We start from the raw sequence: 26,280 nt of genomic DNA on the forward strand, positions 1-26,280 counted from the left end.
GGACACTTTTCCCCGGGGGTTGGGGGGATGGTGGGGAAATTGCCCCGAACGCCGGTCAGGCATCGAGCAATCGGGTCACCGCGTCCAGTGCCTGGAAACGGCGTTCGGCCCAATCTCCCTGCAGTACTTGAACCGGTTGTGCGTGGCGCTCGAGCCAGGCCAGGGTCTGCTCGAAAAATGCCTGGCGCTCACTCAACCGGGGCTGGCAACGCTGGCCATCATCCTTCCAGTCGACCTGTTCCGGCGACAGCAGCAAGTGCAAGTCGTAATGCCGGGCCAGTAGCGCTTGTTCGATCCAGGCGGGGCAGTCGCCAAACAGGGTTTGGCTCCAGAGGATATTGCTCAGCAGGTGCGTGTCGAGGATCAGCAAAGACGGTTGTTGCGCCCGCGCCTGGTCTTCCCATGCCAATTGACCGCGGGCGATGTCCGGAATGTCGGCCAAGGTGGTGTCCCGCGGATTCTGCTCGATGAACAAGCGCACATACTCGTCGACCAGAATCCCGCCGAAACGCAGTTGCAACTCGGCCGCCAGCCAGCTTTTACCGCTGGATTCGGGGCCTGTGAGCACCAGGACTTTCATGCGTGCAATGCCGGATCGGCGCGCCATTCGCGCCAGCCCTGCACGGCGATCACGGTGAACAACCCGTACAGGGTGGCGGTCAGGTACAGGCCTTTATAGATGAACAACCCGACGAAAATCACATCCAGGGCGATCCACAGCGGCCAGCACTGGACACGTTTTTGCGCCATCCAGACTTGCGCCACCTGGCTGAATCCGGTCAGCGCCGCATCGAGCCAGGGTTGGGCAGCGTCGGTCCAGCGGACCATGACCGCCCCCAGCAACAGGCTGCCGAGTGCGCCAATGGCAAGGCTCAACGCCACGGACCGAGTGTCGAGCCGACTGACTTCGCGGCCATGGGTCGTTTCACCCATCCGCGTCCACTGCCACCAACCGTAAAGCTGCAAGGCGGCATAGACGACTTGCAGCAGCATGTCCGAATACAGCTTCACCTCAAAAAAGATCCAGCTGTAGAGCAACACCATGACCAGGCCGATGGGCCAGCACCAAGGGTTCTGTTTGACTGTCAACCAGACGGCAATGACACCGAGGGCGGCGGCAAACAGTTCAAGCCCGGACATGGAGGCTCCTTGGGAAAATCGAAAAGGGCACGGATTGTAACCGGATCGGCACGGAGATTCCTGTAGGGAGATGTGGACCTGTGGGAACTTGCTCCGGGCGGCGATCCGACGATGGACGCCAGGACGCCGCGGTTTGTCAGGTTCTGCGCATTATCGTTGGCGTTTTTTCGCGAGCGAGCTCGCTCCTACAGGAGGTGTTCATAACGCGGTCACTGCGGATTCTTGTTCCTGTCATAAACCATTGCCAGCATCCAGCCACGCGTTGCCGCACGCGCCTGAGCGAGCGGCGGCCGATAACGCGGCAGCGCCAATCGGACTTGTCTGGTAGGATTTCGGCCCCGCGCGGATAAACCCGAATCAGGATTGTTTTTTCACAGGATTTTTACGGTTCTGTGGTGATCCTTGATGCGTGGGGCTTCAGCTACGCTGATCGCAATCAAGGCTTTTGAAAAATACTAACGGGGCATGCCAATGCGCATAGCCTTTTGGGGGATTGATGGATTTTTGGACCGCCTTTCAGGCATTGATTCTTGGGGTTGTAGAAGGGCTGACCGAATTCCTGCCCATTTCCAGTACCGGCCACCAGATCATCGTGGCCGACTTGCTCGGCTTCGGGGGCGAGCGGGCGATGGCGTTCAACATCATCATTCAGCTGGGTGCCATCCTGGCAGTGGTGTGGGAGTTTCGACGCAAGATCTTCGACGTGGTCATCGGTCTGCCGACCCAGCCGGGCGCTCGGCGCTTTACCGCGAACCTGTTGATCGCGTTCTTGCCGGCCGTGGTGTTGGGCGTGATCTTCGCCGATTTGATCCACGAATACCTGTTCAACCCGATCACCGTGGCAACGGCGCTGGTCGTGGGCGGGATCATCATGTTGTGGGCCGAGCGCCGTCAGCATGAAGTACACGCCGAAACGGTGGATGACATCACTTGGAAAGATGCCCTGAAAGTCGGCTTCGCCCAATGCCTGGCCATGATTCCGGGCACTTCGCGTTCGGGCTCGACGATCATCGGCGGGTTGCTGTTCGGCCTGTCGCGCAAGACCGCTACCGAGTTCTCGTTCTTCCTGGCGATGCCAACCATGGTCGGCGCAGCGGTGTACTCGGGCTATAAATACCGCCACCTGTTTGTCCCGGCGGATTTCCCGGTGTTCGCGATCGGTTTCGTCACCGCGTTCGTCTTCGCGATGATCGCGGTCCGCGGGTTGCTCAAGTTCATCGCCAACCACAGCTATGCGGCGTTTGCCTGGTATCGCATTGTGTTCGGCCTGATCATCCTGGCAACCTGGCAATTCGGTTGGGTCGACTGGAGCGCGGTCAAGCCGTGAGTGACTCAAGCGCGCGCAATAACCCCGGGCGCCAGCCCGGGGGACAGATCCGCCATTCACGGTTGAAGTGGCTGGTGTTTGCAATCCTGTGCGCGTTGCCGCTGTCGGGTTCGGTGTCGTCATGGCTGCACGGGGAGTCGCTGATTCCCCTGGCGGCCTACGGCATCGTCAGCGTCGTGACGTTTTTGCTGTACTGGAGCGACAAGCGCAAGGCTCGCGCCGAGCAATGGCGCACGCCAGAGAATGTCCTGCATGCGCTGGAGTTCGCCGGAGGCTGGCCCGGTGCCTTGCTGGCCCAGCAAGCGTTTCGGCACAAAACCCGCAAAGTCTCGTACCAGTTGGTGTTCTGGATCATCGTGCTACTGCACCAGGTGTTCTGGATCGATCACCTGTTCCTCGGCGCACACCTGTTCGCCTTGTTCTGATCAACAAGGCCCTAAAGCAACAGTCCGACTTGAGTGCGCTTTGGCAGTCTGCTCACCACCAACTGGTGGGAACGCTGCAGCAATCCCTGTAGCTCTTCGCTACCGAGCGGGTAGGGCGTTTCCATGATGATCCACTGGGCGCGCGCCAGATAAGGCGCCGGATGAATCCCCGGTCGGTCGCAATGGCCGAGAAACAGATCCTTGTCGACCTTGAAGGCCAGGGAATCACCCCGCAGGCCCTGCAACGCGAACATCTTGTTCCCGGCAATCGAAAACACCCGTACGCCTCCCCATTTATAATCTTCCCGCGCTCCCGGCAGGGCGAGGCAAAACTTCGCGACATCCTCTTCGCTCATCCGTCCGGCTTTCATAACAATCGTTCCCCACAGGCATTGAAGGATTCGACCAAATGGTCAATCCAGGCGCGTACCGCCGGCATCACCCCGCGTCGATGAGGATAGACCGCTTGCAGCCAGCCACCGGGCAATGACCACTCGGGTAGCAACTGCACCAGCGAGCCGTTTTCCAGCTCCTGCTCGCAATACATCATGGGCAGCATCGTAAAACCCAGACCGGAGAGGGTGCTGGCCTTGCGCACGATAAAGTCATCGATACCCAGCCGGGCCTCGAGCGCGAGTTCACAACTTTTGCCTTTTTGATCCAGCAGGCGGATGTGCACCAGGCGGTCGGGCTCCAGGGCGCCGAGCACCGGCAGGCTTTTCAGATCCTCGGGGTGGTTGATCTCACGGCCAACGAGGAAACCGGGGCTGGCGACCATCAGCATCTGCGCCTGACGTAGCCGGCGGGTGACCAGCAGCGGGTCTTCGTCGCCCAGTTCGCGCACACGCAGGGCCACGTCAATGCCTTCGTTCACCAGGTCGACCCGGCGGTTGAGCAGCATCACCTCCAGCTGGACTTGTGGAAACCGTTCCAGAAAGTCGCTGATCACCCCCGGCAATATTTCGTGGGCCAGCCCGACCGGGCAGGACACCCGCAAACGCCCGCGGGGCTCGCTGGACATGCTGGCGACGGCCTCGTCGGCCATTTCCGCCTCCAGCAGCATCGCCTGGCAGTGCCTGAGGTAGCGCTCACCCACAGCGGTCAATTTCAGTTGTCGGGTGGTGCGTTGCAGCAATCGTGCGCCGAGGCGCTCTTCCAGTTCGGCGATGCGTCGTGACAATCGGGACTTGGGGATGCCCAGCAAACGCCCGGCTGCCGCGAAACCACCGGCTTCCACCACTTTGGCGAAGTAATACAGGTCGTTGAGGTCTTGCATGATGTGAACCTGATTGTTCTATCTGTGAGACGAACTATCGCATTATTGCCGTCTAATCAGCTATTGGTTTCGTCTGTAGGATTAGTCCCATCAGATCGCCCTTGTGGGCGATCCTCACTTGGAGATCCCACATGAAACTGCTGCATATCGATTCGAGCATCCTGGGCGACAACTCGGCTTCCCGTCAGCTGAGCGGCGAAGTCGTCAAAGCCTGGCAAGCCGCCGAGCCTACTGCCGTGGTGACCTATCGCGACCTGGCCGCCGACGCCATCAGCCACTTTTCCGCCACTACCCTGGTCGCCGCCGGCACCACCGCTGAACTGCGCAATGCCGCACAACAGCATGAAGCCGAACTGAGCGCCTCGACCCTGGCCGAATTCCTGGCTGCCGATGCCGTGGTGATTGCCGCACCAATGTACAACTTCACCATCCCGACTCAACTGAAGGCCTGGATCGACCGCATCGCCGTCGCCGGTCAGACCTTCCGTTACACCGAAGCCGGCCCTGAAGGCCTGTGCGGCGGCAAGAAAGTGGTGATCGTCTCGACTTCCGGTGGCATGCACGCCGGTCAGGCAAGCGGTGTTGCCCACGAAGAATATTTGAAGCTGCTGTTCGGTTTCATCGGCATCACCGACATCGAAATCGTCCGCGCCGAAGGCCTGGCTTACGGTGACGAGGTGCGCAACAAAGCCATGAGCGCTGCTCATGCGCAAATCAGCGAGCAATTGTTCGCCGCTGCGTAAGGCTTGCGTAAAGAACTCAACCGTTCCGGTACAGCCCAAAAAAACTCTGTATTCTGGTTACGCAAGTACCAGCTACGGAGTTTTTTGTTTCTGGTCGTTTCAGATTATGGCCCGACTTATGCAGTCAAGGGCTTACGTCTCAAGTCCGGTAACAGGTGGGGCATCCCATGGTGCGTCTTTGTGCAACTTTGCTGATTTGCCTGCTCAGCAGCCTGAATACAGTGCACGCCGCGCCTGCGCCGCATCCTCACTGGAGCGTCGGCTTCCATGAGATGACTTTTCTCGACCCACTGGACCTGCAGCCGATGCGCGCCATCGCCTTCTATCCGTCCAGTGATTGGGAGCACACCAGCAAGCTCGAGGGTTACACCGTCGAAGCCGGGGAGGACACCAAAGTCGCCCTTGGCCGGTTCCCGATGCTGATGCTGTCCCACGGTAACACCGGCACCCCCTTGGCCCTGCACGACCTTGCCACGTCGCTGGCGCGAAAGGGTTTTGTCGTGGTGGCGGTGATTCACCCCGGTGACAACTCCAGGGACCACAGCCGACTCGGTACCTTGAGTAACCTGTACGGCCGGCCGATCCAGATTTCCGAAGCCATTACCGCTACCTTGGGCGATCGTATGCTGTCGCCGTTCGTCAATGCCGAGCAGGTAGGGGTCATCGGTTACTCGGCCGGTGGCGAGACCGCATTGATTCTGTCCGGTGCGACCCCGGACCTGGATCGTCTGCGCCGTTATTGCCAGGAGCGCCCGGATGACCGCGATGCCTGCAACACCCAGGGTGAACTGATTGTCGACCGCGACGACCTGCAACCGGTGGCCGATCCTCGCGTCCACGCCTTGATGCTGATGGCGCCTTTGAGCCTGAAGTTCGGCCGCCACACCCTGGCCGATGTACATGTGCCGGTGCTGCTTTACAGCGGCGATGGCGACAAGCTGGTGGCTGTCGACAAGAACGCTGCGGCACTGGCGCGCAAACTGCCGACAGCGCCTGACTTCAAGCTGCTGGCCGGGGCAGGGCATTTCGTGTTCATGGCGCCGTGCAATGACGAGCAGATCGTGATCATGCCCGCGCTGTGCACCGATGCCGATGGCGTCGATCGGCAAGACATACACCGCAATTTGATCTCTGAAGCCGGAAGGTTCTTCTCGCGCACCCTGGGCAGAGCGACCCGGGCGGGGATGCAAACCGCCGATCAATAATGTGCGCGCGGCCCTGTAGGAGCAAGCTCGCTCCTACAGGTCACTGCGACGCTTGAGTAGCAGGGTCAACCCCAACCCCGTCACCGACAACAACGCCGCACTGAAGAAAATCCACACATAACCCAGGTTCAACGCCACTGCGCCCATCAACGGGCCGGCGATGGCCAGCGCCAGGTCAAAAAACACCGCATAAGCACTCAAGCCCGCGCCACGGCTGGAGTTGGGCACCTGTTTGATGGCCTCGACACCCAGCGCCGGGTACACCAGGGACAGGCCGAACCCGGTCAGGCCGGCGCCAATGAGCGCATACGCGGTCGAAGGTGCCAGCCATAGCAGTACCAGGCCAACCGTCTCGATGCCCATGCAGGCAATGGCCGACGTGAACCCGCCGAATCGGCTGATGGCGGAAATGAACAGCAGTCGCGACAGAATGAAACACACGCCAAACACAGTCAGGCAGTAGGCCGCGCCGGTCCAGCCGCGATTGAGATAGTACAGGGTGATAAAGGTCGTCAGGGTGCCGTAGCCAATGGACGCCAGGCTCAGGCTCGCGCCAAACGGCGCAATACGTCCAAACACCGCCCAGAACGGCAGGCGCTCACCGCGTACCACCGGCACCGAAGGCTTGTTGCGAATCAGCAACAGTGCGGCCAGGGCCAGCAGCGACAGGGCAATGCCCAGGCTGGCGAAACCGAGCTGTTGCACCATCACCACACCCAGCGGCGCACCGATGGCAATCGCCCCATAGGACGCGATGCCGTTCCAGGAAATCGACCGCGCGGTATGCTCGGCACCGACCTGGCCCATGCACCAACTGATGGTGCCGACGCCGATCAATCCTTGGGCGATCCCCAGCAACAGGCGCCCGGCGATCAGGATCAGCAGGCTGAGCAAGGGAAAGCCTTGCAACAGGGTCGACAGCAAGGTCAGCACGCCGCTGAGCACAATCCCCGACAAGCCGTAGATGATTGCGCGCTTGGTGCCAACATTGTCGGACATCCGCCCGGCCATGGGCCGGCTGAGCAGGGTGGCGAGGTATTGCGAGCCGATGGTCAGCCCGGCCACGATGGCGCTGAACCCGAGCTGCTCGTGGACATAACCCGGCAGTACCGCAATCGGCAAACCGATGCAGAGGAAGGCGATGAAGGTATAGAAGACGATGGAGACGATCTGCAGCGTGATCGCCATGGAGCTTTGCGGGGCAATTTGCTGCACAGACATGAGGGCTCGTTCGCGGGCGGCGGTGGGAGACCTGCATCATGGCGCGGCGATGGGATAAAAGGAAGCAGGCTAACTAAATGTCGCTGTTCTTGAGGGCCTCTTCGCGAGCAGGCTCGCTCCCACATGTTGGAATGCATACCCCTGTGGGAGCGAGCCTGCTCGCGAATGATTTAGCACCAACCAAAAGTTGGACTCTAAATGCAAAAAGCCCCGTCACCAGGACAGGGCTCTTCAATTGAAGCTTGCCGCTAAAGGTTTGTAGCTACCCTTAGAACACCACACCCTGGCTGCGCAGGTAGTCGTCGTAGGTGCCGCTGAAGTCGGTTACGCCGTTAGGGCTCAACTCGATGATGCGGGTGGCCAGGGACGATACGAACTCACGGTCGTGGCTGACGAAGATCAGCGTGCCCGGATAGTTCTCCAGCGCCAGGTTCAGCGACTCGATGGATTCCATGTCCAAGTGGTTGGTCGGTTCGTCCATCACCAGTACGTTCGGCTTTTGCAGGATCAGCTTGCCGAACAGCATGCGACCTTGTTCACCACCGGAAATCACCTTGACCGACTTGAGGATCTCGTCGTTGGAGAACAGCATCCGGCCCAGTGTGCCGCGAATGATCTGCTCGCCCTGGGTCCACTGGCCCATCCAGTCGAACAGGCTGACGTCGTCTTCGAAGTCGTGGGCATGGTCCTGGGCGTAGTAGCCCAGCTCCGCGCTTTCGGTCCATTTCACGGAACCGGCGTCCGGGGTCAGCTCGCCCATCAGGGTGCGCAGCAGGGTGGTCTTGCCGATACCGTTCGGGCCGATGATCGCCACGCGCTCGCCGGCTTCGACGGTGAAGCTGAAGTTCTTGAACAGGGTCTTGCCATCGAAGCCCTTGGACATCTGCTCGATGGTCACGGCCTGGCGGTGCAGTTTCTTGGTCTGTTCGAAGCGGATGAATGGGCTCACGCGGCTCGATGGCTTGACTTCGGCCAGCTGGATCTTGTCGATCTGCTTGGCACGGGACGTGGCCTGCTTGGCTTTCGAGGCGTTGGCCGAGAAGCGGCTGACGAAGGTCTGCAGTTCGGAGATCTGCGCTTTCTTCTTGGCGTTGTCCGACAGCAGTTGCTCGCGGGACTGGGTCGCCGCGGTCATGTACTCGTCGTAGTTGCCCGGGAACAGGCGCAACTCACCGTAGTCCAGGTCGGCCATGTGAGTGCAGACGCTGTTAAGGAAGTGACGGTCGTGGGAAATGATGATCATGGTGCTGTTACGCGCCTTGAGGATCGTTTCCAGCCAGCGGATGGTGTTGATGTCCAGGTGGTTGGTCGGTTCGTCGAGCAACAGCACTTCCGGATCGGAGAACAGTGCCTGAGCGAGCAACACCCGCAGTTTCCAGCCCGGAGCCACTTCGGACATCGGACCGAAATGCTGTTCCAGGGGGATACCCAGGCCCAGCAGCAGTTCACCGGCACGGGATTCGGCGGTGTAGCCATCCATTTCGGCGAACTCGGTTTCCAGCTCGGCCACGGCCATGCCGTCTTCTTCGCTCATTTCCGGCAGCGAGTAGATGCGGTCGCGCTCGGCCTTGACCTTCCACAGCTCTTCGTGACCCATGATCACGGTGTCGATCACGTTGAATTCTTCGTAGGCGAACTGGTCCTGGCGCAATTTACCCAGGCGCACGTTCGGTTCCAGCATGACCTGGCCGCCGGACGGCTCGAGGTCATCGCCGAGAATCTTCATGAAGGTCGACTTGCCGCAACCGTTGGCGCCGATCAGACCGTAACGGTTGCCACCGTTGAACTTGACCGAAACGTTTTCGAAGAGCGGCTTGGCGCCGAACTGCATCGTGATGTTAGCTGTAGAAATCAAAGGTTTTTCCTGCGAAGCATTCAGAGTAGCCAGGGTTGCGGCAGTACCGCGCTTGACCCGAATCAAAGTGCGCTGAAAGCGGGTTTTCCCGTCATCAGCGAAGAGGCACGTAAAGTTTGGCGGCAATTGTACTGGTCTGGCTCTTTAAACGATAGGGCGTTGAGACCACTGCAACGCTTTGGCGGATTTTGCGGACACATTTTCGCAGTTGCAGGTTAACCATTGGTTACAAACTGTGGCTAAAATGCCATCCATCAGCCGAAAACCGACCATCGGCAAGGCTTGATGGCACTAAGGGGCCGCTGTTTCGTAACCAGTCGCTGCACAAGACCCGGGAGGGCGCAGCTTGTTTACTTCCGATCTGTGACGATTTCCGTGAAACTCATCATTGCCGTTATCTACGTTGTCTGCATTGCGTATGTCCACCTGCGCGGTCAGGTGCGCCACAAGCTGGGCCGCCAGTTGAGTGATCACTCGACGTTTCTGGCGCCGATCAATTGCTTTCTTTATCTGTTTTCGAAAATCCCCAACAAGCCTTATCTCGACCCGGCCGACTTTCCCGACCTGAGCCCGCTGCAGGCGCATTGGGAAGAAATTCGTGCCGAAGGCCAGAACTTGCTTCGCACCGGCGAGATCAAGCGCTCGAATCAATACGATGACGTCGGTTTCAACTCGTTTTTCAAGACCGGCTGGAAGCGCTTCTATCTCAAGTGGTATGGCGACAGCCACCCGTCGGCGATGAAACTCTGCCCGCGTACCACTGAGCTGGTACAGGGCATTGGCTCGATCAAGGCGGCGATGTTCGCCGAGCTGCCCCCGGGCTCCAGACTGGTGCGCCATCGCGATCCGTACGCCGGTTCGTACCGTTATCACCTGGGCCTGGAAACCCCCAACGCTACCGGCTGCTACATCAATGTCGATGGCCAGAACTACCATTGGCGCGATGGCGAAGCGGTGATGTTCGATGAGACCTACATTCATTACGCAGAGAACACCACGCCGCACAATCGCATCATCTTGTTCTGCGACGTCGAGCGGCCGATGAAATATCGCTGGGTTGTGGCATTCAATCGCTGGTTCAGCCGCACAGTCATGTCGGCGGCAGGCGCGCCGAACGAGGCGGGCGACAGGATCGGCGGGCTCAATCGGCTGTTCAGCAGGATCTACAAGGTTCGCCTGCACGGCAAACAACTGAAAAAGCGCAATCGCACGCTTTACTACCTTGCAAAGTGGTCGATCTTTGCCGGGCTGCTGGCGGTCTTTATTCTGATTTGAGGGGGGTGTTCGGGCTGCTGATGTCATCGTCGGAACATCCAGCCTGTTACATCTTGCCGGGGAGGTTTTTGTTAACAAAACCGAACCCCGGGCGTAGCGTGGTATCGAAGTCCTTATCCACGCGACGTAGAGAGGCACCCCATGAACCGATACGTGTCTGGCGCCATTGTGCTGGCCTTGAGTGCCATATTGGGCTCTCTGGCCGATGCCTCTGCTGCGTTGCAATTGGCCCAGAACCTGCCGGGCCGCACCAACAACAATCCTTACAACAGTCCGATCCACCGGGCCAACCCCAACAGCATGCAAGGCACTCAACCCAGCGCCCCGGCCATACGCGGACCCAATACCGTGCCGGTCCAGCGCTCGCCGACACTGGACAACGGTGGCATCGGTAATCGCTATCCCGACCGGACCGCTCCCGCCAGCCCTCCGAAATTCATTCCCAATCCTGCCCCGCGAGACACCGGCAGCAACAACCGTTGAGTAGCAGGCATCACCTCTGCCCGCCATTTTTCACCAAACCTCATGTCTATCGGAAAAGGAATCCAGAATGTTGCGCAAAAACCTCTTGGCAACCCTCTGTGCCAGCGTATTGATCAGCACCACTGTTCCTGTGCTTGCCGCACCCGCCTGGACGATGAAAAGCGAAGCAGGCACCCTCGAGGTCACCCCCGTCGTGACGGGGCTGGAGCACCCATGGGCCCTGGCATTCCTGCCGGATCGTAAAGGCATGCTGGTAACCGAACGACCCGGCAACCTGCGATGGGTGACCGCCGACGGCAAGCTGTCAGCGCCGCTCAATGGCGTGCCAACGGTCTGGGCCAAGGGGCAGGGCGGCTTGCTGGACGTGGCGTTGTCACCGGATTTCAAGCAGGACCGGACGGTCTATCTGTCCTATGCCGAAGGGGGTGGTGAGGACAACAAGGCCGGTACTGCGGTGGGGCGCGGCCGGCTCTGCGACGATATGACGGCGCTCAAGGACTTCCACGTGATCCTGCGTCAGGAACCCAAACTCTCGGTGGGCAACCATTTCGGCTCGCGGCTGGTGTTCGATCGCGACGGCTACCTGTTCGTGACCCTGGGGGAAAACAACGACCGCCCGACCGCCCAGGACCTCGACAAACTGCAGGGCAAAGTGGTGCGGATCTACCCGGACGGCACGGTGCCCAAGGACAACCCCTTTGTCGGCCAAGCCAACGTGCGCCCGGAGATCTGGTCCTACGGGCAGCGCAATCCGCAAGGCGCGGCGCTCAACCCGTGGAACGGCACACTCTGGGAAAACGAACATGGCCCCCGGGGCGGCGATGAAATCAACATCATCGAGCGTGGCAAGAACTACGGCTGGCCGCTGGCGACCCATGGCATCAACTACTCCGGTCTACCGATTCCCGAAGCGAAGGGTGATACCGTCGAGGGCACCGTTGCCCCGAACCATGTCTGGGAAAAATCCCCGGGCCTGAGTGGCATGGCGTTCTACGATGCCGACCGTTTCAAGGCCTGGCAACGCAACGTGTTTATCGGCGCGTTGGTCAGCCAGGAACTGATCCGCCTGGAGTTCGATGGCGACAAGGTCGTGCACGAGGAGCGTTTGCTCGGTGAGTTGAAAAAACGCATTCGCGATGTGCGACAGGGGCCGGATGGCTATTTGTATGTGCTGACCGATGAGGAGAACGGTGGCGTTTACAAAGTCGGGTTGAAGTTGCCGGCTGACTAAAGGCATCTACAAAAACTTGCCATTGACTTGCTACCACCGCCCGGCTAATTTCGAGCCATGACTTCCACCGTATTGCGCTGCCAGCCAAGCATTATTACCGCCATTCCTCATTTGGCGGGCTAGCTCACGACTGCAGCACCCAACCCGCCCTTGAGGCGGGTTTTTACTTTCTGTCTCCCGGGCCCCGATCAACGTCAGGAGACGACCATGAGTTTTACAGCCGATCAACAAGCCCTGCTTGAGCGCTACGTGAAAAAAATCCTTGTCGCGCCGGTGTATGAACTGGCTGTGCGCACGCCGTTGCAAGCGGCGCCGGCCTTGTCTGTAGCCTTGGGTAATCAGATCCTGCTCAAGCGCGAAGACTTGCAACCGACCTTTTCCTTCAAGATCCGCGGCGCCTACAACAAGCTGGTGCAACTGAGCGAGGCGCAAAAGACTCGTGGTGTGGTCACGGCTTCTGCCGGCAATCATGCGCAGGGCGTGGCGCTGGCGGCACGGGAATTGGGGATCAACGCGACTATCGTCATGCCCTGCACGACGCCGCAATTGAAGGTCATCGGGGTGCGCAGTCGCGGCGCCGATGCGGTGTTGCACGGCGAAAGTTTTCCGTTTGCACTGGCCTATGCGCTGGATCTGGCCCGGGAAACCGGTCGCACCTTTGTTTCGCCCTTCGACGATCCGCAAGTGATCGCGGGGCAAGGCACGGTGGCCATGGAAATCCTGCGCCAGCATCAAGGGCCGCTGGATGCGATCTTCGTGCCGGTGGGTGGCGGGGGGCTGATCGCAGGCATCGCCGCTTACGTCAAATACTTGCGGCCCGAGGTGCGCATCATCGGCGTCGAGTCGGAGCATTCCGCGTGCCTGCAAGCCGCGTTGCTCGCCGGTGAGCGAGTGATCCTGCCCAGCGTCGGCACCTTCGCCGACGGGGTGGCGGTGGCGCAGATCGGCGCTTACGGGTTTGAGGTGTGCCGGTTTTGCGTCGATGAGGTGGTGACGGTCAGCAACGATGAGCTTTGCGCTGCGATCAAGAATATCTATGACGATACCCGCTCGATCACCGAACCTTCCGGCGCGCTGGCGGTGGCCGGGATCAAGAAGTACGTGGCACAGAGCGGCGCTCGTGGTCAGACCCTGGTCGCCATCGACTCGGGTGCCAACATCAATTTCGACAGCCTGGGGCATGTGGCCGAGCGAGCTGCGTTGAGTGGCGCTGCGGCATGAGTCTCGGGCAGGCCGACAGCGGGCGCCGCAAGCGGGCGCCGGATGGCCGGGTTATTCCTGAGTGGCTTTCTCGACCTTGTTCGACGCCGACCAGATTCGGTAGCGCACTTCGATGTCCTTGGGTACGTACAGCACGAGCGGCAGCTTGCTGTTGTAACGCAGCAGGAAGCCGTCACCGACCACCGGTACAAAGTCCTGCTTGCGCGTGCCGTTCGGGCAGGCCATCAGCGTGCTCATCGGGCCAATGACGTTTTCCAGGCGATAGAACGGGTAGCCCCAGCCTTCGAGGTTCTTCTCCTCGAGAATACCGCCCAGACGCGGGTTATTGCAGTCGACGGTCATCATCTTGCCGGCCAGGATCTCGACCTGGAAGTCGTTTTCCCGGGGCTGTGGCGCGAGGTGGATCACCTGGCGGGTAAACCCGCTTTCGGCCTTTGGATAGGGCGCGGTGTCTTCGAGTTTGGCGGCGTGTGCCAGGCCCGTCAGTCCGAGAGCGAATAACCCGAGTGTCGCGTGTGCAGTCAAAGAACTCATGGTTGCCTCCTTGCTTGAAGTGAAGGGCGGCATTCTCACTGCCGTGTGCAGTGAAAGCAAACCTGCAGCGCCCAGCATGCAAATTGCACGGTCACAAGGGGGGCTTTTTTGCAAACTGCATGACAGGTTCAACGGGTGAATTGCCTAAACCCTTGAATTGCCGATGAGCTGCACGGCGAAATTCAGGGCATGCCTTATGCTGTAGCTGTCCTTGAGGCTTGCCGGGATTTCATATGAGCGAGCATTGATCGTTTTTGGCAGTCTCACATAGGAGGGAGTCGCCATGTTTCTTTCTGCCTTGGAACTTCGCAACATCATCGAAAGCAGTTTTCTGCCCAAACGCTGCCAGTGCACGCTGTCACCGGATCTGTCGATGACCGTCAAGGTCTATGCCGACGGGCAAACCGATCACCTGGATCTATTGGTCACTGGCATTGATGCTTCCGGGCTCAATGGTTGCCGGGAAATCAACGAGTTGATTACCCAACTGCGTTCCAGACAGCATCACGTAGAGGTCGAGCCGCACTCGATGCTGGGCAAAGCGCTTTAACCTGCGGTTTCGAGTTGCACCGACACGCGCCGGGTCTGGAAGAACGCCAGGCCCAGTGCCAGCTCAACGGCAGCCGCCAGCAAATCAGACTTTTCGGTCAGCCCTGATTCTCGCAGGCGTCGGAAAGTTTACGGTAGGTAATTTCTGCGGGTTTTCCTGTGTCATCGATGTACTTCATCTCGGCATTTACCACTTTGCACTCAAGGGTGTCCGGCTCGGTCAGTGAAATCACTTTGCTGACATGCAATGGCATGCCGTAGTGATAGGGCACGGCTTGAGAGTCAGTGGTGTCATTGGCCTGAGCCAGGCCGGCAAACGCGGTGCAGGCGAGGGCGGCGGTAACCAGCAGGGTGCGAGTGTTCATCAGCGATCTCCGGTGCGGACGGAAAGTCAGTTCGATGTGTGGCTTGTCGAACCTGCCGCACTGGGCGTCAGAACAGTCTGAGGGCGTGCGGTCCAGTGAAGTGTTGGACCGCACGGTTAAACGAGGGTTAACCCGGCTTAAACGCCGCCTGTCGCGGATGCGCGATCCTGTGTATCAGTTAAGACCATCGGGCGCCTGATGGAAAGTCATCGCGAACAAGGGTGGACACAAATACAGTGAGCGACCCGCAACCCTGTGGGAGCGAGCTTGCTCCGGGCGGCGATCCGACGATGACGTCCTCGAACTCAACGCAAATCCAGTTGCTTGCGATAAGGCAAATCCGGCCCGGTCTTGCTGCACGTCAGCGCCGCCGCCTGGACCGCGAACTTCAGCATGCGGTCGATCTGCTCGCGGCCAAGTTGCTTCACACCCTCCACTGAATCCAGCTGCTGTTCGGTCAGCCAGGTAATCAGCGCCGCCTGAAAGGTATCGCCCGCGCCCACAGTGTCGGCGATTTTTACCTCACAGGCAGAAGCCGACCACGAACCGTGAGCCTGGCTGAACACGCTGGCGCCTTCGCCACCCCGGGTCAGGAACACCAGCTGACAACGGTGCTGCAACCAGCCTTCGATCACCCGCGCCGGGTCCTGGTCGGGATACAGCAAATGCAGGTCCTCGTCGCTGACCTTGATCAGGTCAGCCAGCTCCACCAGCGTCGCGATCCGCGCACGCCACAGGTCAATGTCCGGCTGCGGATTCAGGCGCACGTTCGGATCGAGGCTGATCAGGCGCTTGCCGCTTTCCCGGCGCACCAGCGCCAATAGGGTGTCGGCAATCGGCTGCACCACCAGGGAAAACGAGCCGATATGCAGGCCGCGCACCTCAGGCCCGAGTGCCGGCAGGTCCTGCGGTTGCAATTGTCGATCCGCGCAGCCTTCGCCACGGAAGCTGTACTGCGGCGAGCCATTGGCCCCCACGGCGACCATCGCCAGGGTGGTCGGCGCGGCAAAATCCAGCAGGTAGTCCTGGCACACGCCTTCATCTTGCAACACTTGCAGCAGGCGCCGGCCCAGGTAGTCGGTGGACAACCCGGCCAACAGTGCCGCGTCCACGCCCAATCGGCGCAAGCCCACCGCCACATTGAACGGCGAACCACCGGCAATGGCTTTGAAGTTCACTTTGGAAGCCAGACCGCTGGCGTCGTTTTCACTGAAAAAATCGAACAGCGCTTCGCCACACACCAAGTACATAGTTGTTCACTCTTCAAAGGGTTGCGACATGCTGTCGATAGCGTTCATACGCCTGCTGACAGGCGTGTACATTGTCGGCGACCGGCAGGGTTTCACTGGCCGGATCGAGTTTCACGCAGCGCTCGCACAAGTCCGCCAGGCTGTGTTCGTGCCGGTTCGCCCGGGATACACACCAGGCCGCCTGGATCGCCGCACCGAGAGCCGCGGCCTCGCTTTGTTCGGTGCAGATCACCGGGGTGTTCATGGTGTCGGCGACGATCTGCCGCCACACCGCGCTTTTCGAACCGCCGCCGATCAGCCGAATGCTGCGAGTTTGCAAGCCATTGCGGCGTAGCAGGTCCAGTCCGTAACGCAAACCGAACGTCGTGCCTTCGACCACCGCGCGGCACAGGTTGGCCCGGGTCAGGTTGGTCATGGTCAGGCCCGACAGGCTGCCGCTGGCGTGGGGCAGGGCGGGCACCCGCTCCCCGTTGAAAAACGGCAGCATGCAAACGCCTTCGGCACCGATCGGCGCCTGGGCAACGAGCTCATTGAACTGGTCGATGTCGAGGTCCAGCAGGTCACGAATCAGGCCGGTGGCATTGGTCAGGTTCATGGTGCAGATCAAAGGCAGCCAGCCACCGCTTGAAGAACAGAACGTGGCGACTGCGGCATCCGCAGCGACGTTCGGTTGATCGGCATAAGCGTACACCGTACCCGACGAACCGAGGCTCATGGTGATCACTCCGGGCTGGATGTTGCCGGTGCCAATGGCGCCCATCATGTTGTCGCCGCCGCCACTGGACACCAGTGCCCGCGGGTTGATGCCCAGGTGTTCGGCAATGCCCGGCAGAATCGTGCCGACCGCTTGGTGGGCATCGATCAACTCCGGCAGGGCGGCTTGCAGGCGTCCGCTCGGGTCGATGTCCCGCAACAATTGCAAATCCCACTGGCGCGTACGCACATTGAAATACCCGGTGCCCGAGGCATCGCCGTACTCGCTGCAACTGCGGCCGGTGAGCCAATGGTTGAGGTAGTCGTGGGGCAGAAGGATGCGGGCGATGCGGGAAAATACCTCGGGATGCTGCTCTTTGGTCCATAGCAGTTTGGACAGGGTGTAGCCCGGCGCGATGACCACGCCGAGGCGTTCCAGCGAAGCTTTTTCGCCACCCAGATGGGCCAGCAGGCGGTCATTTTCCGGGGTGGTTTCGGTGTCGCACCAGAGCTTGGCTGCACGCAATACCTTGCCCTGATCGTCGAGCAGCACCAGGCCATGTTGCTGGCCGGAGACGCCAATGCCGAGGATCGACTGGCCGTCGACTTTAGCCGCAAGCAAGGCGCGGCGGGTGGCGGTGGTGAAGGCTTCCAGCCACTGCTGGGTGTCCTGTTCACGGCGGCCATTGGCGCCGCTGATCATCGTGTGGGCGGCCGCTCCCTGACCGAGCACTTCGCCACTGGCCGCGTCTAGGATGATGGCTTTGGTGCCCTGAGTGCCGCAGTCGATGCCGAGGAAGAGTTGTCGGGTTGTCATGCAGGATCCTTCGATATCAGTAAACCCTCTTCGCGAGCAGGCTCGCTCCCACAGGGGGCTGAGGTGATCATCCGTTTTGCGGTTGAAACACAGTCAATGTGGGAGCGAGCCTGCTCGCGATGACGGCAGTTGCTACACCACCGACCTCAAGCCAGCACCCGTTCCAACGTCCGCGATACACCCACCTCGCGCAAACTGTTGCAACACCACTCGAACGCCGCGACAAACTCCGCCGAGCGGGGAATCGCCGTACCAAAAATCTCCTCGACCGCCAGCAAACGCTGGGTAATCAACGCATCATCGGCCACCAGCGTCTGGCAGAACGCTGCGCGCGGGTCCGGTATCGAATAGGTCTCGCCATGCTCATCCACGCCCTTGAGGTATAACGCCCACGCCGCCACCACCAACGCCGCTCGCTTGGTCTCGCGGCCATCGGCGATCAAGCGGTTGATGGTTGGCACGGTGAATTTCGGAAACTTCGACGAGCCGTCCGAACACACCCGTTCAAGTTGATCGGCAATTGCCTGATTGGAGAAGCGCGTCACCAGGGTGTTCTTGTACTCGGCCAGGTCAATTCCCGGCACCGCCGGCAGCTGCGGCGTCACATCCAGGTCCATGCAGGCGCGCATGTAGCGCACGAACAGCGGGTCGTTCATGGTCTCGTGAACGAAGCGATAGCCCTTTAAAAAGCCCAGGTACGTCAGCGCCAGATGACTGCCGTTGAGCAGCTTGATCTTCATTTCTTCGTAGGGCGTGACGTCGTCGGTGAACTGCACGCCAACCTTTTCCCAGGCCGGGCGACCGTTGACGAACCTGTCTTCCAGCACCCATTGCAAAAAGGGTTCGCAGACCACCGGCCAGGCATCGTCCAGCCCATGCTGGTCGGCCAGTTGCAAACGGTGTTGGATGCTGGTCATCGGCGTGATGCGGTCGACCATGGCGTTGGGGAAACTGACGTTGGCGTCGATCCAGTCGCGTAATTCGCCGTCGTGCAAGGTGGCGTAGGCCAGCAGAGCCTTACGGGTGACGGCACCGTTGTGCGGCAGGTTATCGCAGGACATCAGGGTGAAGGCCGGCGTGCCGGCGGCGCGGCGCCTGGCCAGTGCGGCACAGAGGAAACCGAACACGGTTTTCGGCGCCTCCGGGTGCGCCAGGTCATGCTGGATCTGCGGCAAGTGCGCCATGAACTCGCCGGTGCTGTCGTCGATGCAGTAACCGCCTTCGGTGATGGTCAGCGAGACGATGCGGATCTCGGGGCTGGCCAGTTTGTCGATCAACGCCTGGGCATCGTCCTCTGCCAGCAACATTTCGCGAAGGGCGCCAATCACTCGCACTTCGGTGTCGTCGTTATCACCAAGCTCGAACAAGGTAAACAGGTAGTCCTGCTCCTTGAGATCGTCACGGGCGCGGCGGTCCTCGGCACGCAGGCCGACACCACAGATTGCCCAGTCCAGCGCCTCTCCGGTGTTCATCAGTGCATCGGTGTAAAACGCCTGATGGGCGCGATGGAAACCGCCGACGCCGATGTGCGCGATGCCTTGGCGGGTATCGCCCAACGCGTAGGCGGGCAGGACCACTTCAGGCGCGAGGCGGTTGAGGTTCTGTTTGTTCAGTTTCATCTCAGGCTCTCTGAAATCAGGCAGCAGCGCGCAGCGGGCGGGTCAGTGCCACGCCGTCGGCATCGAATAAATGGCAGTGTTGCGCATCCAGGTGCAGGTTCAGGGTTTCGCCATAACGGCTGGCCAGATCGCCGCGAACGCGCAGGGTCAGGGCTTCGCCGGACGAAGTCAGGACGTGGCAGAAGGTGTCGCTGCCCAGGCGTTCGCTGACATCGGCGGTGACCTGCAAGGTGCAGTCGCCGGGTTTGGCCAGTTCCAGATGCTCGGGGCGGATGCCCAGCGTCACCGCCGCCCCGACGCTCAGATGCCTGCCGCTCAAGGGCAGGCTGATGCGGGTACCGGCGTCCAGTTGCACTTCGCAGCCCTGGCTGTCGGTGCGTGTGACCTTGCCTTTGAGAAAACCCATTTTCGGCGTGCCGAGGAAACCGGCGACGAACAGGTTGGCCGGTTGGTGATAGAGATCCAGCGGCGAGCCGACTTGCTCGATCTTGCCGCCATTGAGTACGACCACTTTGTCGGCCATGGTCATCGCTTCGACCTGATCGTGAGTCACGTAGATCATCGTGGCTTGCAGTTCTTTGTGCAGGCGCAACAGTTCCAGGCGCATCTGCACGCGCAGGGCGGCATCGAGGTTGGACAACGGTTCGTCGAACAGGAAGATTTTCGGGTTGCGCACGATGGCGCGGCCAATCGCCACGCGTTGGCGCTGACCGCCGGACAGTTGCTTGGGCTTGCGCTCCAGCATCGGCCCCAGTTCGAGGATGCGCGCCGCTTCGCTGACCTTTTTCACCACCTCGGCCTTCGCCACGCCGGCCAGGTCGAGGGCGAACGACATGTTCTTGCGCACGCTCATGTGCGGGTACAGGGCGTAGGTCTGGAACACCATCGCCAGGTCGCGCTTGGCGGGGCTCACTTCGGTGATGTCGCGGCCATCGAGTTCGATGGTGCCGCCGCTGACTTCTTCCAGCCCTGCGATCAGCCGCAGCAACGTGGATTTGCCGCAGCCCGACGGGCCGACGAAGACCACGAATTCCTTGTCGTTCACTTCCAGGTCAATGCCCTTGATGATGGAAAAGCCTTCGAAGCCTTTTTGCAGATTCTTGATTTTCAGGTTGGCCATGGGAATGGGCCTCCTTTTATTTTTCTGTAGGAGCGAGCTTGCTCGCGATAAATTTGTAGGCGGCGCGTTCTTCCTGTCGGCACGCGTTATCGTTCACGTCCATCGCGAGCAGGCTCGCTCCCACAGGGATCGCATCAGGTCGGCGATCTTCATTTCACGGCGCCGAACGACAGGCCGCGTACCAGTTGTTTCTGGCTGATCCAGCCGAAGATCAGGATCGGCGCACAGGCCAGGGTCGAGACGGCCGACAACTTGGCCCAGAACAGCCCTTCGGGGCTGGAGTAGGAAGCGATCAATGCAGTGAGCGGCGCGGCTTTCGACGAGGTCAGGTTCAGCGACCAGAAGGCCTCGTTCCAGCACAGGATCAGCGACAGCAGCACCGTGGACGCCAGACCGCCCTTGGCGATCGGCAGCAGCACGCGAACCATTTCCTGCCACAGCGTCGCACCGTCCAGGCGCGCGGCTTCGAGGATGTCCTTGGGGATGTCCTTGAAGTAGGTGTAAATCATCCAGACCACGATCGGCAGGTTGATCAGCGTGTAGATCACGATCAGTGCAACGCGCGTATCGAGCAGGCCGAAACTCTTGGCCAGCAGATAGATCGGCATCAGCACGCCCACCGGCGGCAGCATCTTGGTCGAGAGCATCCACAGCAACGTGCCTCTGGTGCGTTGGGTTTCGTAGAACGCCATGGAGTAGGCCGCCGGCACCGCGATCAGCAGGCACAGGGCTGTGGCGCTGAAGGAAATCACCACCGAGTTCCAGGCGAAACTGAAATAGTCGCTGCGTTCGTTGATGTGCAGGTAGTTTTCCAGCGTCGGCATGAAGATGAACTGCGGTGGCGTGGCGAAGGCATCGATTTCGGTTTTGAAACTGGTCAGCACCATCCAGAAGATCGGGAAGAAGATCAGGATCGCGATGGCCCAGGCCAACGTACCGAGCAGCAGGCTTTGCAAGCGACGGGATTGTTGAAGAGTCATGGCAGGCCTCAGGCTTTGTCGGTCAGGTTTTTGCCGATCATTCGCACCAGAATGATCGCGGCGATGTTGGCGATGACCACGGCGATCAAGCCGCCCGCCGAGGCCATGCCAACATCGAACTGCACCAACGCCTGGTTGTAGATCAGGTACGCGAGGTTGGTCGAGGCGTAGCCGGGGCCGCCGTTGGTGGTGGTGAAGATTTCGGCGAACACCGAGAGCAGGAAGATGGTTTCGATCATCACCACCACCGCAATCGGCCGTGCCAGGTGTGGCAATGTCAGGTGCCAGAAAATCGCGATAGGCCCGGCACCGTCCAGGCGCGCGGCTTCTTTCTGTTCCTGGTCGAGGGACTGCATGGCGGTCATCAGGATCAGGATCGCGAAGGGCAGCCATTGCCACGAGACAATGATGATGATCGACAGCAGCGGGTAGTGCGCCAACCAGTCCACCGGTTGCGCGCCGAACAGCTTCCAGACGTAGGCGAGAATCCCCGACACCGGATGGAAAATCAGGTTCTTCCAGATCAGCGCGCCCACCGTGGGCATGATGAAAAACGGCGAGATCAGCAGCACCCGCACGATGCCGCGACCGAAAAACTCACTGGCCTCCAGCAAAGCACTGATCAGCACGCCGAACACCACGCTGATCAGCAGCACGCTGCCCACCAGCAACAGCGTGTTGCTGGCGCCGGGCAGGAAGCCCGAGTCCGTCAGGAAATAAGAGAAGTTCTCTAGCCCGACAAATTCGTTTTCACCCGGATTGAGCAGGTTGTAGCGGATGGTCGAGAAGTAGAGGGTCATGCCCAGGGGCACGATCATCCACAACAGCAGCAATGCCACCGAAGGGCTGACCAGAAACCAGCCTGGATTGGTCACGCGGCGTTTGCGCTGCGGTTGGGCAATGTCCATGTGAGCTTTGGCAGTTGATGTATTCATGGTGTTAAACCGATTGGAACGAACAATGAAGATCCCTGTAGGAGCGAGCTTGCTCGCGATGGAGTGTCAGGCACGACGGCGTCAACTGACACACCATCGCGAGCAAGCTCGCTCCTACAGAGGGCGTGCGAAATTACTTGGGATAACCCGCGCGCTTCATTTCGCGTGCAGTGGTTTGCTGGGCCGCCGCCAGGGCCTGGTCGACCGTGGTCTGGCCGATCAACGCCGCAGAGAAGGACTTGCCGACCTGGGTACCAATGCCCTGGAACTCGGGAATGGTCACCAACTGGATGCCGATGTACGGCACAGGTCTGGCGCCCGGCTTGCTCGGGTCCGCGGCCTTGAGTGAATCCAGCGTGACCTTGGCGAACGGCGCAGCGCTCATGTACGCCTCGCTGTAGGTCGAGGCCCGGGTGCCCGGCGGCACGTTGGCGATGCCGTCTTTTTCCGCGACCAGTGCGCTGTATTCTTTGGAGGTGGCCCAGGCACTGAAGGTTTTCGCCGCGTCCTTGGCCTTGGAACTGGTGGGAATGGCCAGCGCCCAGGAGTAGAGCCAGGCCGAGCCCTTGTCAGTGACCTGATTCGGCGCATAGGTGAAACCGACGTGATCGGTGACCTTGCTCTGGGCCTTGTCGGTGACGAACGAGCCGGCGACGCTGGCATCGACCCAGATTGCGCATTTGCCGCTGTTGAACAACGCCAGGTTTTCATTGAAACCATTGCTCGAGGCGCCCGGCGGGCCAGATTTCTTCATGGTGTCGACGTAGAAGTTCAGCGCGTTTTTCCACTCGGGGCCGTTGAATTCCGGCTGCCACTGTTCATCGAACCAGCGAGCGCCGTAGGCGTTGGCGACGGTGCTGATCAGCGCCATGTTCTCGCCCCAGCCGGCCTTGCCCCGCAGGCAGATGCCGTACTGTTCCTGCTCGGGTTTGTTCAGTTTGGCGGCGAATTCACCGATCTGCTCCCAGGTCGGGCGCTCGGGCATGCTCAGGCCGGCGTCCTTGAACAGGTCGGTGCGGTAGTAGGTGATCGAGCTTTCGGCGTAGAACGGCAGCGCATACAGCGAGCCTTTGACGGACAGGCCTTCGCGCACCGACGGGAACACATCGTCGAGGGCGTAGCTGGCCGGCAAATCCTTCATCGGCTCCAGCCAGCCCTTGGCGCCCCAGAGTGCGGCTTCGTACATGCCAATGGTCAGCACGTCGAACTGGCCGCCCTGGGTGGCGATGTCGGTGGTCAGGCGCTGGCGCAGAACGTTTTCTTCGAGCACCACCCAGTTGAGCTTGATGTCCGGATGCTCGGCCTCGAAGGTTTTCGAAAGCTTTTGCATGCGGATCATGTCGCTGTTGTTGACGGTGGCGATGGTCAGGGTCTGGGCGCCGAGACTGACGCTACTGAGGGTCATGCAGGTGAGGGCAAGCAGAGCTTTTACAGAAGGTTGCATCGTGCACTCCTTTTCTGCACCCAATGGGTTACAGAAGGACAGTTATTGTTTTTGTGTCTTCCTGCGCAGGGAAGAATCTGTGCTGATTACAACCTTCAACGGCGGGCGAGACAAATCATCCATCGCACTTTGATCGATACTTTTTTGCACTCGAGTTTAGGGCGGTAGACACAAGGAAGGGCTTTTCAGCGAAGGAGGGGTATTGAATCCGTACAGGTTTTATAGCTTTTAGCAGAATTTGATTTTTAACCCAGGTTTTGCTCGGTCAGTCGCTGCACCACCAACCGCCGGTAATGCGACGGCGTCATGCCCTTGAGTTGCTGGAAGCGCCGGTTGAAGTTGGAAATATTGTTGAAGCCCGACTCGAAGCACACGTCGGTCACCGGTTTGTCGCCATCGGCCAGCAACTCGCAAGACTTGCTGATGCGCAGGCGATTGACGAATTCGATGAAATTGCGTCCCGTGGCCTGCTTGAATACGCGGCTGAAATAAGTCGGTTTCATGCCCAGATGATCGGCGACTTCTTCCAGCGTCAAGTCCCGGGCGTAGTGGGCAAAAATGTAATCGACCGCCCGGTTGGTGCGGTCGATGTTGTGCTCGTCGGCCAGTTGTGGCGTCGTGGCGCCAGAGAGCAATTGGTAATCGTCGGTGGCGGCGAGCAACTCCAGCAGGATGAAAAAGTGCCCGAGCCGGGTGACGCCGCTGGTATCGGCGATGCGCTGCATCAAGTCCATGACCTGGGCGATGGTGTGCTTGCAGCGAAACTCGATGCCGTATTGCGCGCGCTCCAGCAGCGGCGCCAGGGTCTTGAGTTCGGCAAACACCTGATAGCCGCTGTCGAACAACTCGTCGGTGAAGTTGACCAGCATGTCGCGCTTGGGCACCACTTCGTCCTCGGCCACCTGGCTGATCCAGTTGTGGGGCAGGTTGGGGCCGGTCAGGAACAGGGTTTGCGGATAGAAGTTGCCGATGTAATCGCCAATGAACACCTTGCCGGAACTGGCGACGATCAGGTGCAACTCGTATTCCTTGTGGAAATGCCAGCGCACCAGCGGGCAGGGAAAGCCATGCTGGCGGTAGATGATGGACAACCCGTTGTGGTCGTCCATCAATTCATAGGACGGATCGGTGACTCTGGCGGTGCGGGTCATGTCAGGGCGCTTGTGTAGTTATCCCGCCCTGATCATGCCTCCAGCCGGATGGATAACGCTACTACCGCCTGCGCCTACTCCTGATTAAGCCGATTCTTCACCTCGATCCATTGCGCCATGTATTGAGTACTTTTGTGATGGTGATGGCGCAACATGCTGCCGGTAAAGTTATCTCGCCGAATGTCGGACAGGTGCCGCTGACAAGCAACCAGCCGTTCAATCAACGCCGGGCCATGAATGGACGGTTGGTAGCGACTGGCCAACAAATCGCGGGCTTGATTCTGGGCGCTCAACCACAGGGCCTTGTCGTTGTGCAATTGCACCGCGCGGGCTGCGAACTCTTGAGCCGTACAGGTCACGGCTCCGGGCCAGCTCTCCTCGTCATGCATGGCCTCGGCACCGATAGGCGTCGTCACGTTGGGCGTGCCACAGAGCATCGCATCGACGATTTTGCCCTTGATACCTGCGCCAAAACGCAAGGGCGCCAGGCACACCCGCGTCGCCGACATCACCTGCAAGGCGTCCTCTGCCCAGTTCATTACGTGGAACCCCTGCGCAGCGTTATGTAGCGCAGTGGCCTTGGGTGGCGTGTAGGCACCATAGATATGCAATTGAGCGCTGGGCAATTGCTCGCGAATCAGCGGCCAGATCGCGGTTTTCAACCAGAGCACCGCATCCCAATTGGGCGCATGGCGAAAGTTGCCGATATGCAGAAAGTGCGCCCGGTCTTCGAACGCTACCGGCGCATTGGCCGCAGGTTCGACCATCAATGGGCACCAATGCAACAAGTTGCGGGGAATCCTGAACTGCTCGACCAGCAATTGGATTTCCACTTCGGAAACCATCAGCGTCAAATCACAACGATAAAATGAGGCGATCTCGCGCTTTGCCAGATCGGTGTTGGCCATGTGTTCAAATTCTTCACGCGCCGCCTGGGCGAACAGGCCGCTGAAGTCATTGTTGTCGTCACTGGTTTTCAAACGCTCCTTGAGGCGTTGATGCCGGCCATGCCTGAGGCTTTGCAGGTCGCAACTTTCGAGCACGCGCAGGGCATCGGGACAATGCTTCTCGACCCGCCAGCCGAACTGTTCCTCCATCATGAATTGATCGAACAACACGATGTCCGGCGCCAGTTCGCTGATGAACTCATCGAAACTGCTGTTGTTCAGCTCGATCGGCACTTCGCGAATGCCCAACGCCGTCAGGTCTGCGCGTTGTTCGCCGAAGCCCGCCGGGCTGCTGAACGTGATGTCCCAGCCTTGTTGCAGGAAAACCTCGAGGATTTGCATGACATGCCCGCTGGCCGCGGAAGAGCGGGGCTCGGGCCAGACGTAACCAATGACCAGGACTTTGGTTGCGCGGGGCTGAATCATTGGCGGGAATTCCTTGAAGCGGATGCAGGGCAGGGATGAAAAACGCGG

At 60.0% G+C, this 26,280-nt stretch carries 26 protein-coding genes; 9 read left to right on the forward strand and 17 right to left on the reverse strand.

What is annotated here, in order from left to right; translation table 11 throughout:
- Positions 1-55: 55 nt before the first annotated feature.
- Positions 56-580 carry an AAA family ATPase gene (locus KGA83_RS03415; RefSeq protein ID WP_223528558.1) on the reverse strand — a complete coding sequence of 175 codons (525 nt, stop codon included), beginning with the start codon at positions 578-580 and terminating at the stop codon, positions 56-58.
- Positions 577-1,140, reverse strand: a complete 564-nt coding sequence (pnuC, locus tag KGA83_RS03420) for a nicotinamide riboside transporter PnuC (RefSeq protein WP_223528400.1) — start codon at positions 1,138-1,140, stop codon at positions 577-579. The genes KGA83_RS03415 and pnuC overlap by 4 nt, the downstream gene beginning before the upstream one ends.
- Positions 1,141-1,636: 496 nt before the next feature.
- Between pnuC and KGA83_RS03425 the strand changes: the two genes are divergently transcribed.
- On the forward strand, positions 1,637-2,467 hold the full coding sequence (locus KGA83_RS03425) for an undecaprenyl-diphosphate phosphatase (protein ID WP_115948166.1): 831 nt from the start codon (positions 1,637-1,639) through the stop codon (positions 2,465-2,467).
- Positions 2,464-2,892, forward strand: coding sequence for a DUF1294 domain-containing protein (locus tag KGA83_RS03430; protein WP_108217506.1), 429 nt, complete (start codon positions 2,464-2,466; stop codon positions 2,890-2,892). The genes KGA83_RS03425 and KGA83_RS03430 overlap by 4 nt, the downstream gene beginning before the upstream one ends.
- An 11-nt stretch (positions 2,893-2,903) precedes the next feature.
- Here the strand turns inward: KGA83_RS03430 and KGA83_RS03435 are convergent, their stop codons facing one another.
- Together KGA83_RS03435 and KGA83_RS03440 are read right to left on the reverse strand one after the other, a co-directional pair.
- Positions 2,904-3,263, reverse strand: a complete 360-nt coding sequence (locus KGA83_RS03435; RefSeq protein WP_108217507.1) for an MmcQ/YjbR family DNA-binding protein — start codon at positions 3,261-3,263, stop codon at positions 2,904-2,906.
- Positions 3,260-4,168: a LysR substrate-binding domain-containing protein gene (locus KGA83_RS03440; RefSeq protein WP_108217508.1), complete on the reverse strand. Its 909-nt coding sequence runs from the start codon at positions 4,166-4,168 to the stop codon at positions 3,260-3,262. The genes KGA83_RS03435 and KGA83_RS03440 overlap by 4 nt, the downstream gene beginning before the upstream one ends.
- Positions 4,169-4,299: 131 nt before the next feature.
- Between KGA83_RS03440 and KGA83_RS03445 the strand changes: the two genes are divergently transcribed.
- Entirely contained in the window at positions 4,300-4,911 is a 612-nt protein-coding gene (locus tag KGA83_RS03445; protein ID WP_108217509.1) for an FMN-dependent NADH-azoreductase, read from the forward strand.
- 167 nt (positions 4,912-5,078) lie between these two features.
- Positions 5,079-6,116 carry an alpha/beta hydrolase family protein gene (locus KGA83_RS03450; RefSeq protein ID WP_115948165.1) on the forward strand — a complete coding sequence of 346 codons (1,038 nt, stop codon included), beginning with the start codon at positions 5,079-5,081 and terminating at the stop codon, positions 6,114-6,116.
- A 33-nt stretch (positions 6,117-6,149) separates the two neighbouring features.
- Here the strand turns inward: KGA83_RS03450 and KGA83_RS03455 are convergent, their stop codons facing one another.
- Complete coding sequence (locus KGA83_RS03455) at positions 6,150-7,337, reverse strand: MFS transporter (RefSeq protein WP_108217511.1); 1,188 nt, start codon at positions 7,335-7,337, stop codon at positions 6,150-6,152.
- A gap of 268 nt (positions 7,338-7,605) precedes the next feature.
- Positions 7,606-9,192: an ABC-F family ATPase gene (locus tag KGA83_RS03460; protein ID WP_108217586.1), complete on the reverse strand. Its 1,587-nt coding sequence runs from the start codon at positions 9,190-9,192 to the stop codon at positions 7,606-7,608.
- A 375-nt stretch (positions 9,193-9,567) separates the two neighbouring features.
- Here KGA83_RS03460 and lpxO point away from each other — a divergent pair, with 375 nt between their 5' ends.
- The 4 genes from lpxO to ilvA all read left to right on the forward strand — a co-directional run bounded on the left by lpxO (position 9,568) and on the right by ilvA (position 13,402).
- Positions 9,568-10,467, forward strand: coding sequence for a lipid A hydroxylase LpxO (gene lpxO / locus KGA83_RS03465; protein ID WP_223528415.1), 900 nt, complete (start codon positions 9,568-9,570; stop codon positions 10,465-10,467).
- 141 nt (positions 10,468-10,608) lie between these two features.
- Complete coding sequence (locus KGA83_RS03470) at positions 10,609-10,950, forward strand: hypothetical protein (protein ID WP_115948164.1); 342 nt, start codon at positions 10,609-10,611, stop codon at positions 10,948-10,950.
- Positions 10,951-11,017: 67 nt separating this feature from the next.
- Complete coding sequence (locus KGA83_RS03475; RefSeq protein WP_108217513.1) at positions 11,018-12,181, forward strand: PQQ-dependent sugar dehydrogenase; 1,164 nt, start codon at positions 11,018-11,020, stop codon at positions 12,179-12,181.
- Positions 12,182-12,388: 207 nt separating this feature from the next.
- Entirely contained in the window at positions 12,389-13,402 is a 1,014-nt protein-coding gene (gene ilvA, locus KGA83_RS03480; protein ID WP_115948163.1) for a threonine ammonia-lyase, biosynthetic, read from the forward strand.
- Between the two features lie 51 nt (positions 13,403-13,453).
- On the opposite strand, the gene eco is transcribed toward ilvA, so the two are convergent.
- Positions 13,454-13,936, reverse strand: a complete 483-nt coding sequence (eco, locus tag KGA83_RS03485; RefSeq protein ID WP_115948162.1) for a serine protease inhibitor ecotin — start codon at positions 13,934-13,936, stop codon at positions 13,454-13,456.
- A 283-nt stretch (positions 13,937-14,219) separates the two neighbouring features.
- Between eco and KGA83_RS03490 the strand changes: the two genes are divergently transcribed.
- Positions 14,220-14,486 carry a DUF1652 domain-containing protein gene (locus tag KGA83_RS03490; protein ID WP_108217516.1) on the forward strand — a complete coding sequence of 89 codons (267 nt, stop codon included), beginning with the start codon at positions 14,220-14,222 and terminating at the stop codon, positions 14,484-14,486.
- Positions 14,487-14,583: 97 nt separating this feature from the next.
- On the opposite strand, the gene KGA83_RS03495 is transcribed toward KGA83_RS03490, so the two are convergent.
- The 10 genes from KGA83_RS03495 to KGA83_RS03540 form a co-directional block, all read right to left on the reverse strand.
- On the reverse strand, positions 14,584-14,850 hold the full coding sequence (locus tag KGA83_RS03495; protein WP_115948161.1) for a DUF2790 domain-containing protein: 267 nt from the start codon (positions 14,848-14,850) through the stop codon (positions 14,584-14,586).
- Positions 14,851-15,155: 305 nt separating this feature from the next.
- Positions 15,156-16,100 (reverse strand): carbohydrate kinase family protein, encoded by a 945-nt coding sequence (locus KGA83_RS03500; protein ID WP_223528418.1) that lies wholly within the window; start codon positions 16,098-16,100, stop codon positions 15,156-15,158.
- A 13-nt stretch (positions 16,101-16,113) separates the two neighbouring features.
- A complete protein-coding gene (gene xylB / locus KGA83_RS03505; RefSeq protein WP_223528421.1) occupies positions 16,114-17,610 on the reverse strand; it encodes a xylulokinase in 1,497 nt (498 codons plus the stop codon).
- 146 nt (positions 17,611-17,756) lie between these two features.
- Positions 17,757-19,229, reverse strand: a complete 1,473-nt coding sequence (locus KGA83_RS03510; protein ID WP_223528424.1) for a mannitol dehydrogenase family protein — start codon at positions 19,227-19,229, stop codon at positions 17,757-17,759.
- A gap of 16 nt (positions 19,230-19,245) precedes the next feature.
- Positions 19,246-20,349: an ABC transporter ATP-binding protein gene (locus KGA83_RS03515; RefSeq protein ID WP_223528426.1), complete on the reverse strand. Its 1,104-nt coding sequence runs from the start codon at positions 20,347-20,349 to the stop codon at positions 19,246-19,248.
- Between the two features lie 149 nt (positions 20,350-20,498).
- Positions 20,499-21,329, reverse strand: a complete 831-nt coding sequence (locus tag KGA83_RS03520) for a carbohydrate ABC transporter permease (RefSeq protein ID WP_115948157.1) — start codon at positions 21,327-21,329, stop codon at positions 20,499-20,501.
- An 8-nt stretch (positions 21,330-21,337) separates the two neighbouring features.
- On the reverse strand, positions 21,338-22,264 hold the full coding sequence (locus KGA83_RS03525) for a carbohydrate ABC transporter permease (protein WP_108217523.1): 927 nt from the start codon (positions 22,262-22,264) through the stop codon (positions 21,338-21,340).
- Positions 22,265-22,397: 133 nt separating this feature from the next.
- Entirely contained in the window at positions 22,398-23,708 is a 1,311-nt protein-coding gene (locus KGA83_RS03530) for an ABC transporter substrate-binding protein (protein ID WP_115948156.1), read from the reverse strand.
- A gap of 245 nt (positions 23,709-23,953) precedes the next feature.
- The gene (locus KGA83_RS03535; RefSeq protein ID WP_115948155.1) at positions 23,954-24,859 is read right to left on the reverse strand and encodes an AraC family transcriptional regulator; all 906 of its coding nucleotides are present in this window, start codon (positions 24,857-24,859) and stop codon (positions 23,954-23,956) included.
- A gap of 74 nt (positions 24,860-24,933) precedes the next feature.
- Positions 24,934-26,232 carry a glycosyltransferase gene (locus KGA83_RS03540; RefSeq protein WP_115948154.1) on the reverse strand — a complete coding sequence of 433 codons (1,299 nt, stop codon included), beginning with the start codon at positions 26,230-26,232 and terminating at the stop codon, positions 24,934-24,936.
- Positions 26,233-26,280 lie beyond the last annotated feature (48 nt).

The organism is Pseudomonas sp. GL-R-19 (genome assembly GCF_019956375.1).
Lineage (GTDB): Bacteria > Pseudomonadota > Gammaproteobacteria > Pseudomonadales > Pseudomonadaceae > Aquipseudomonas.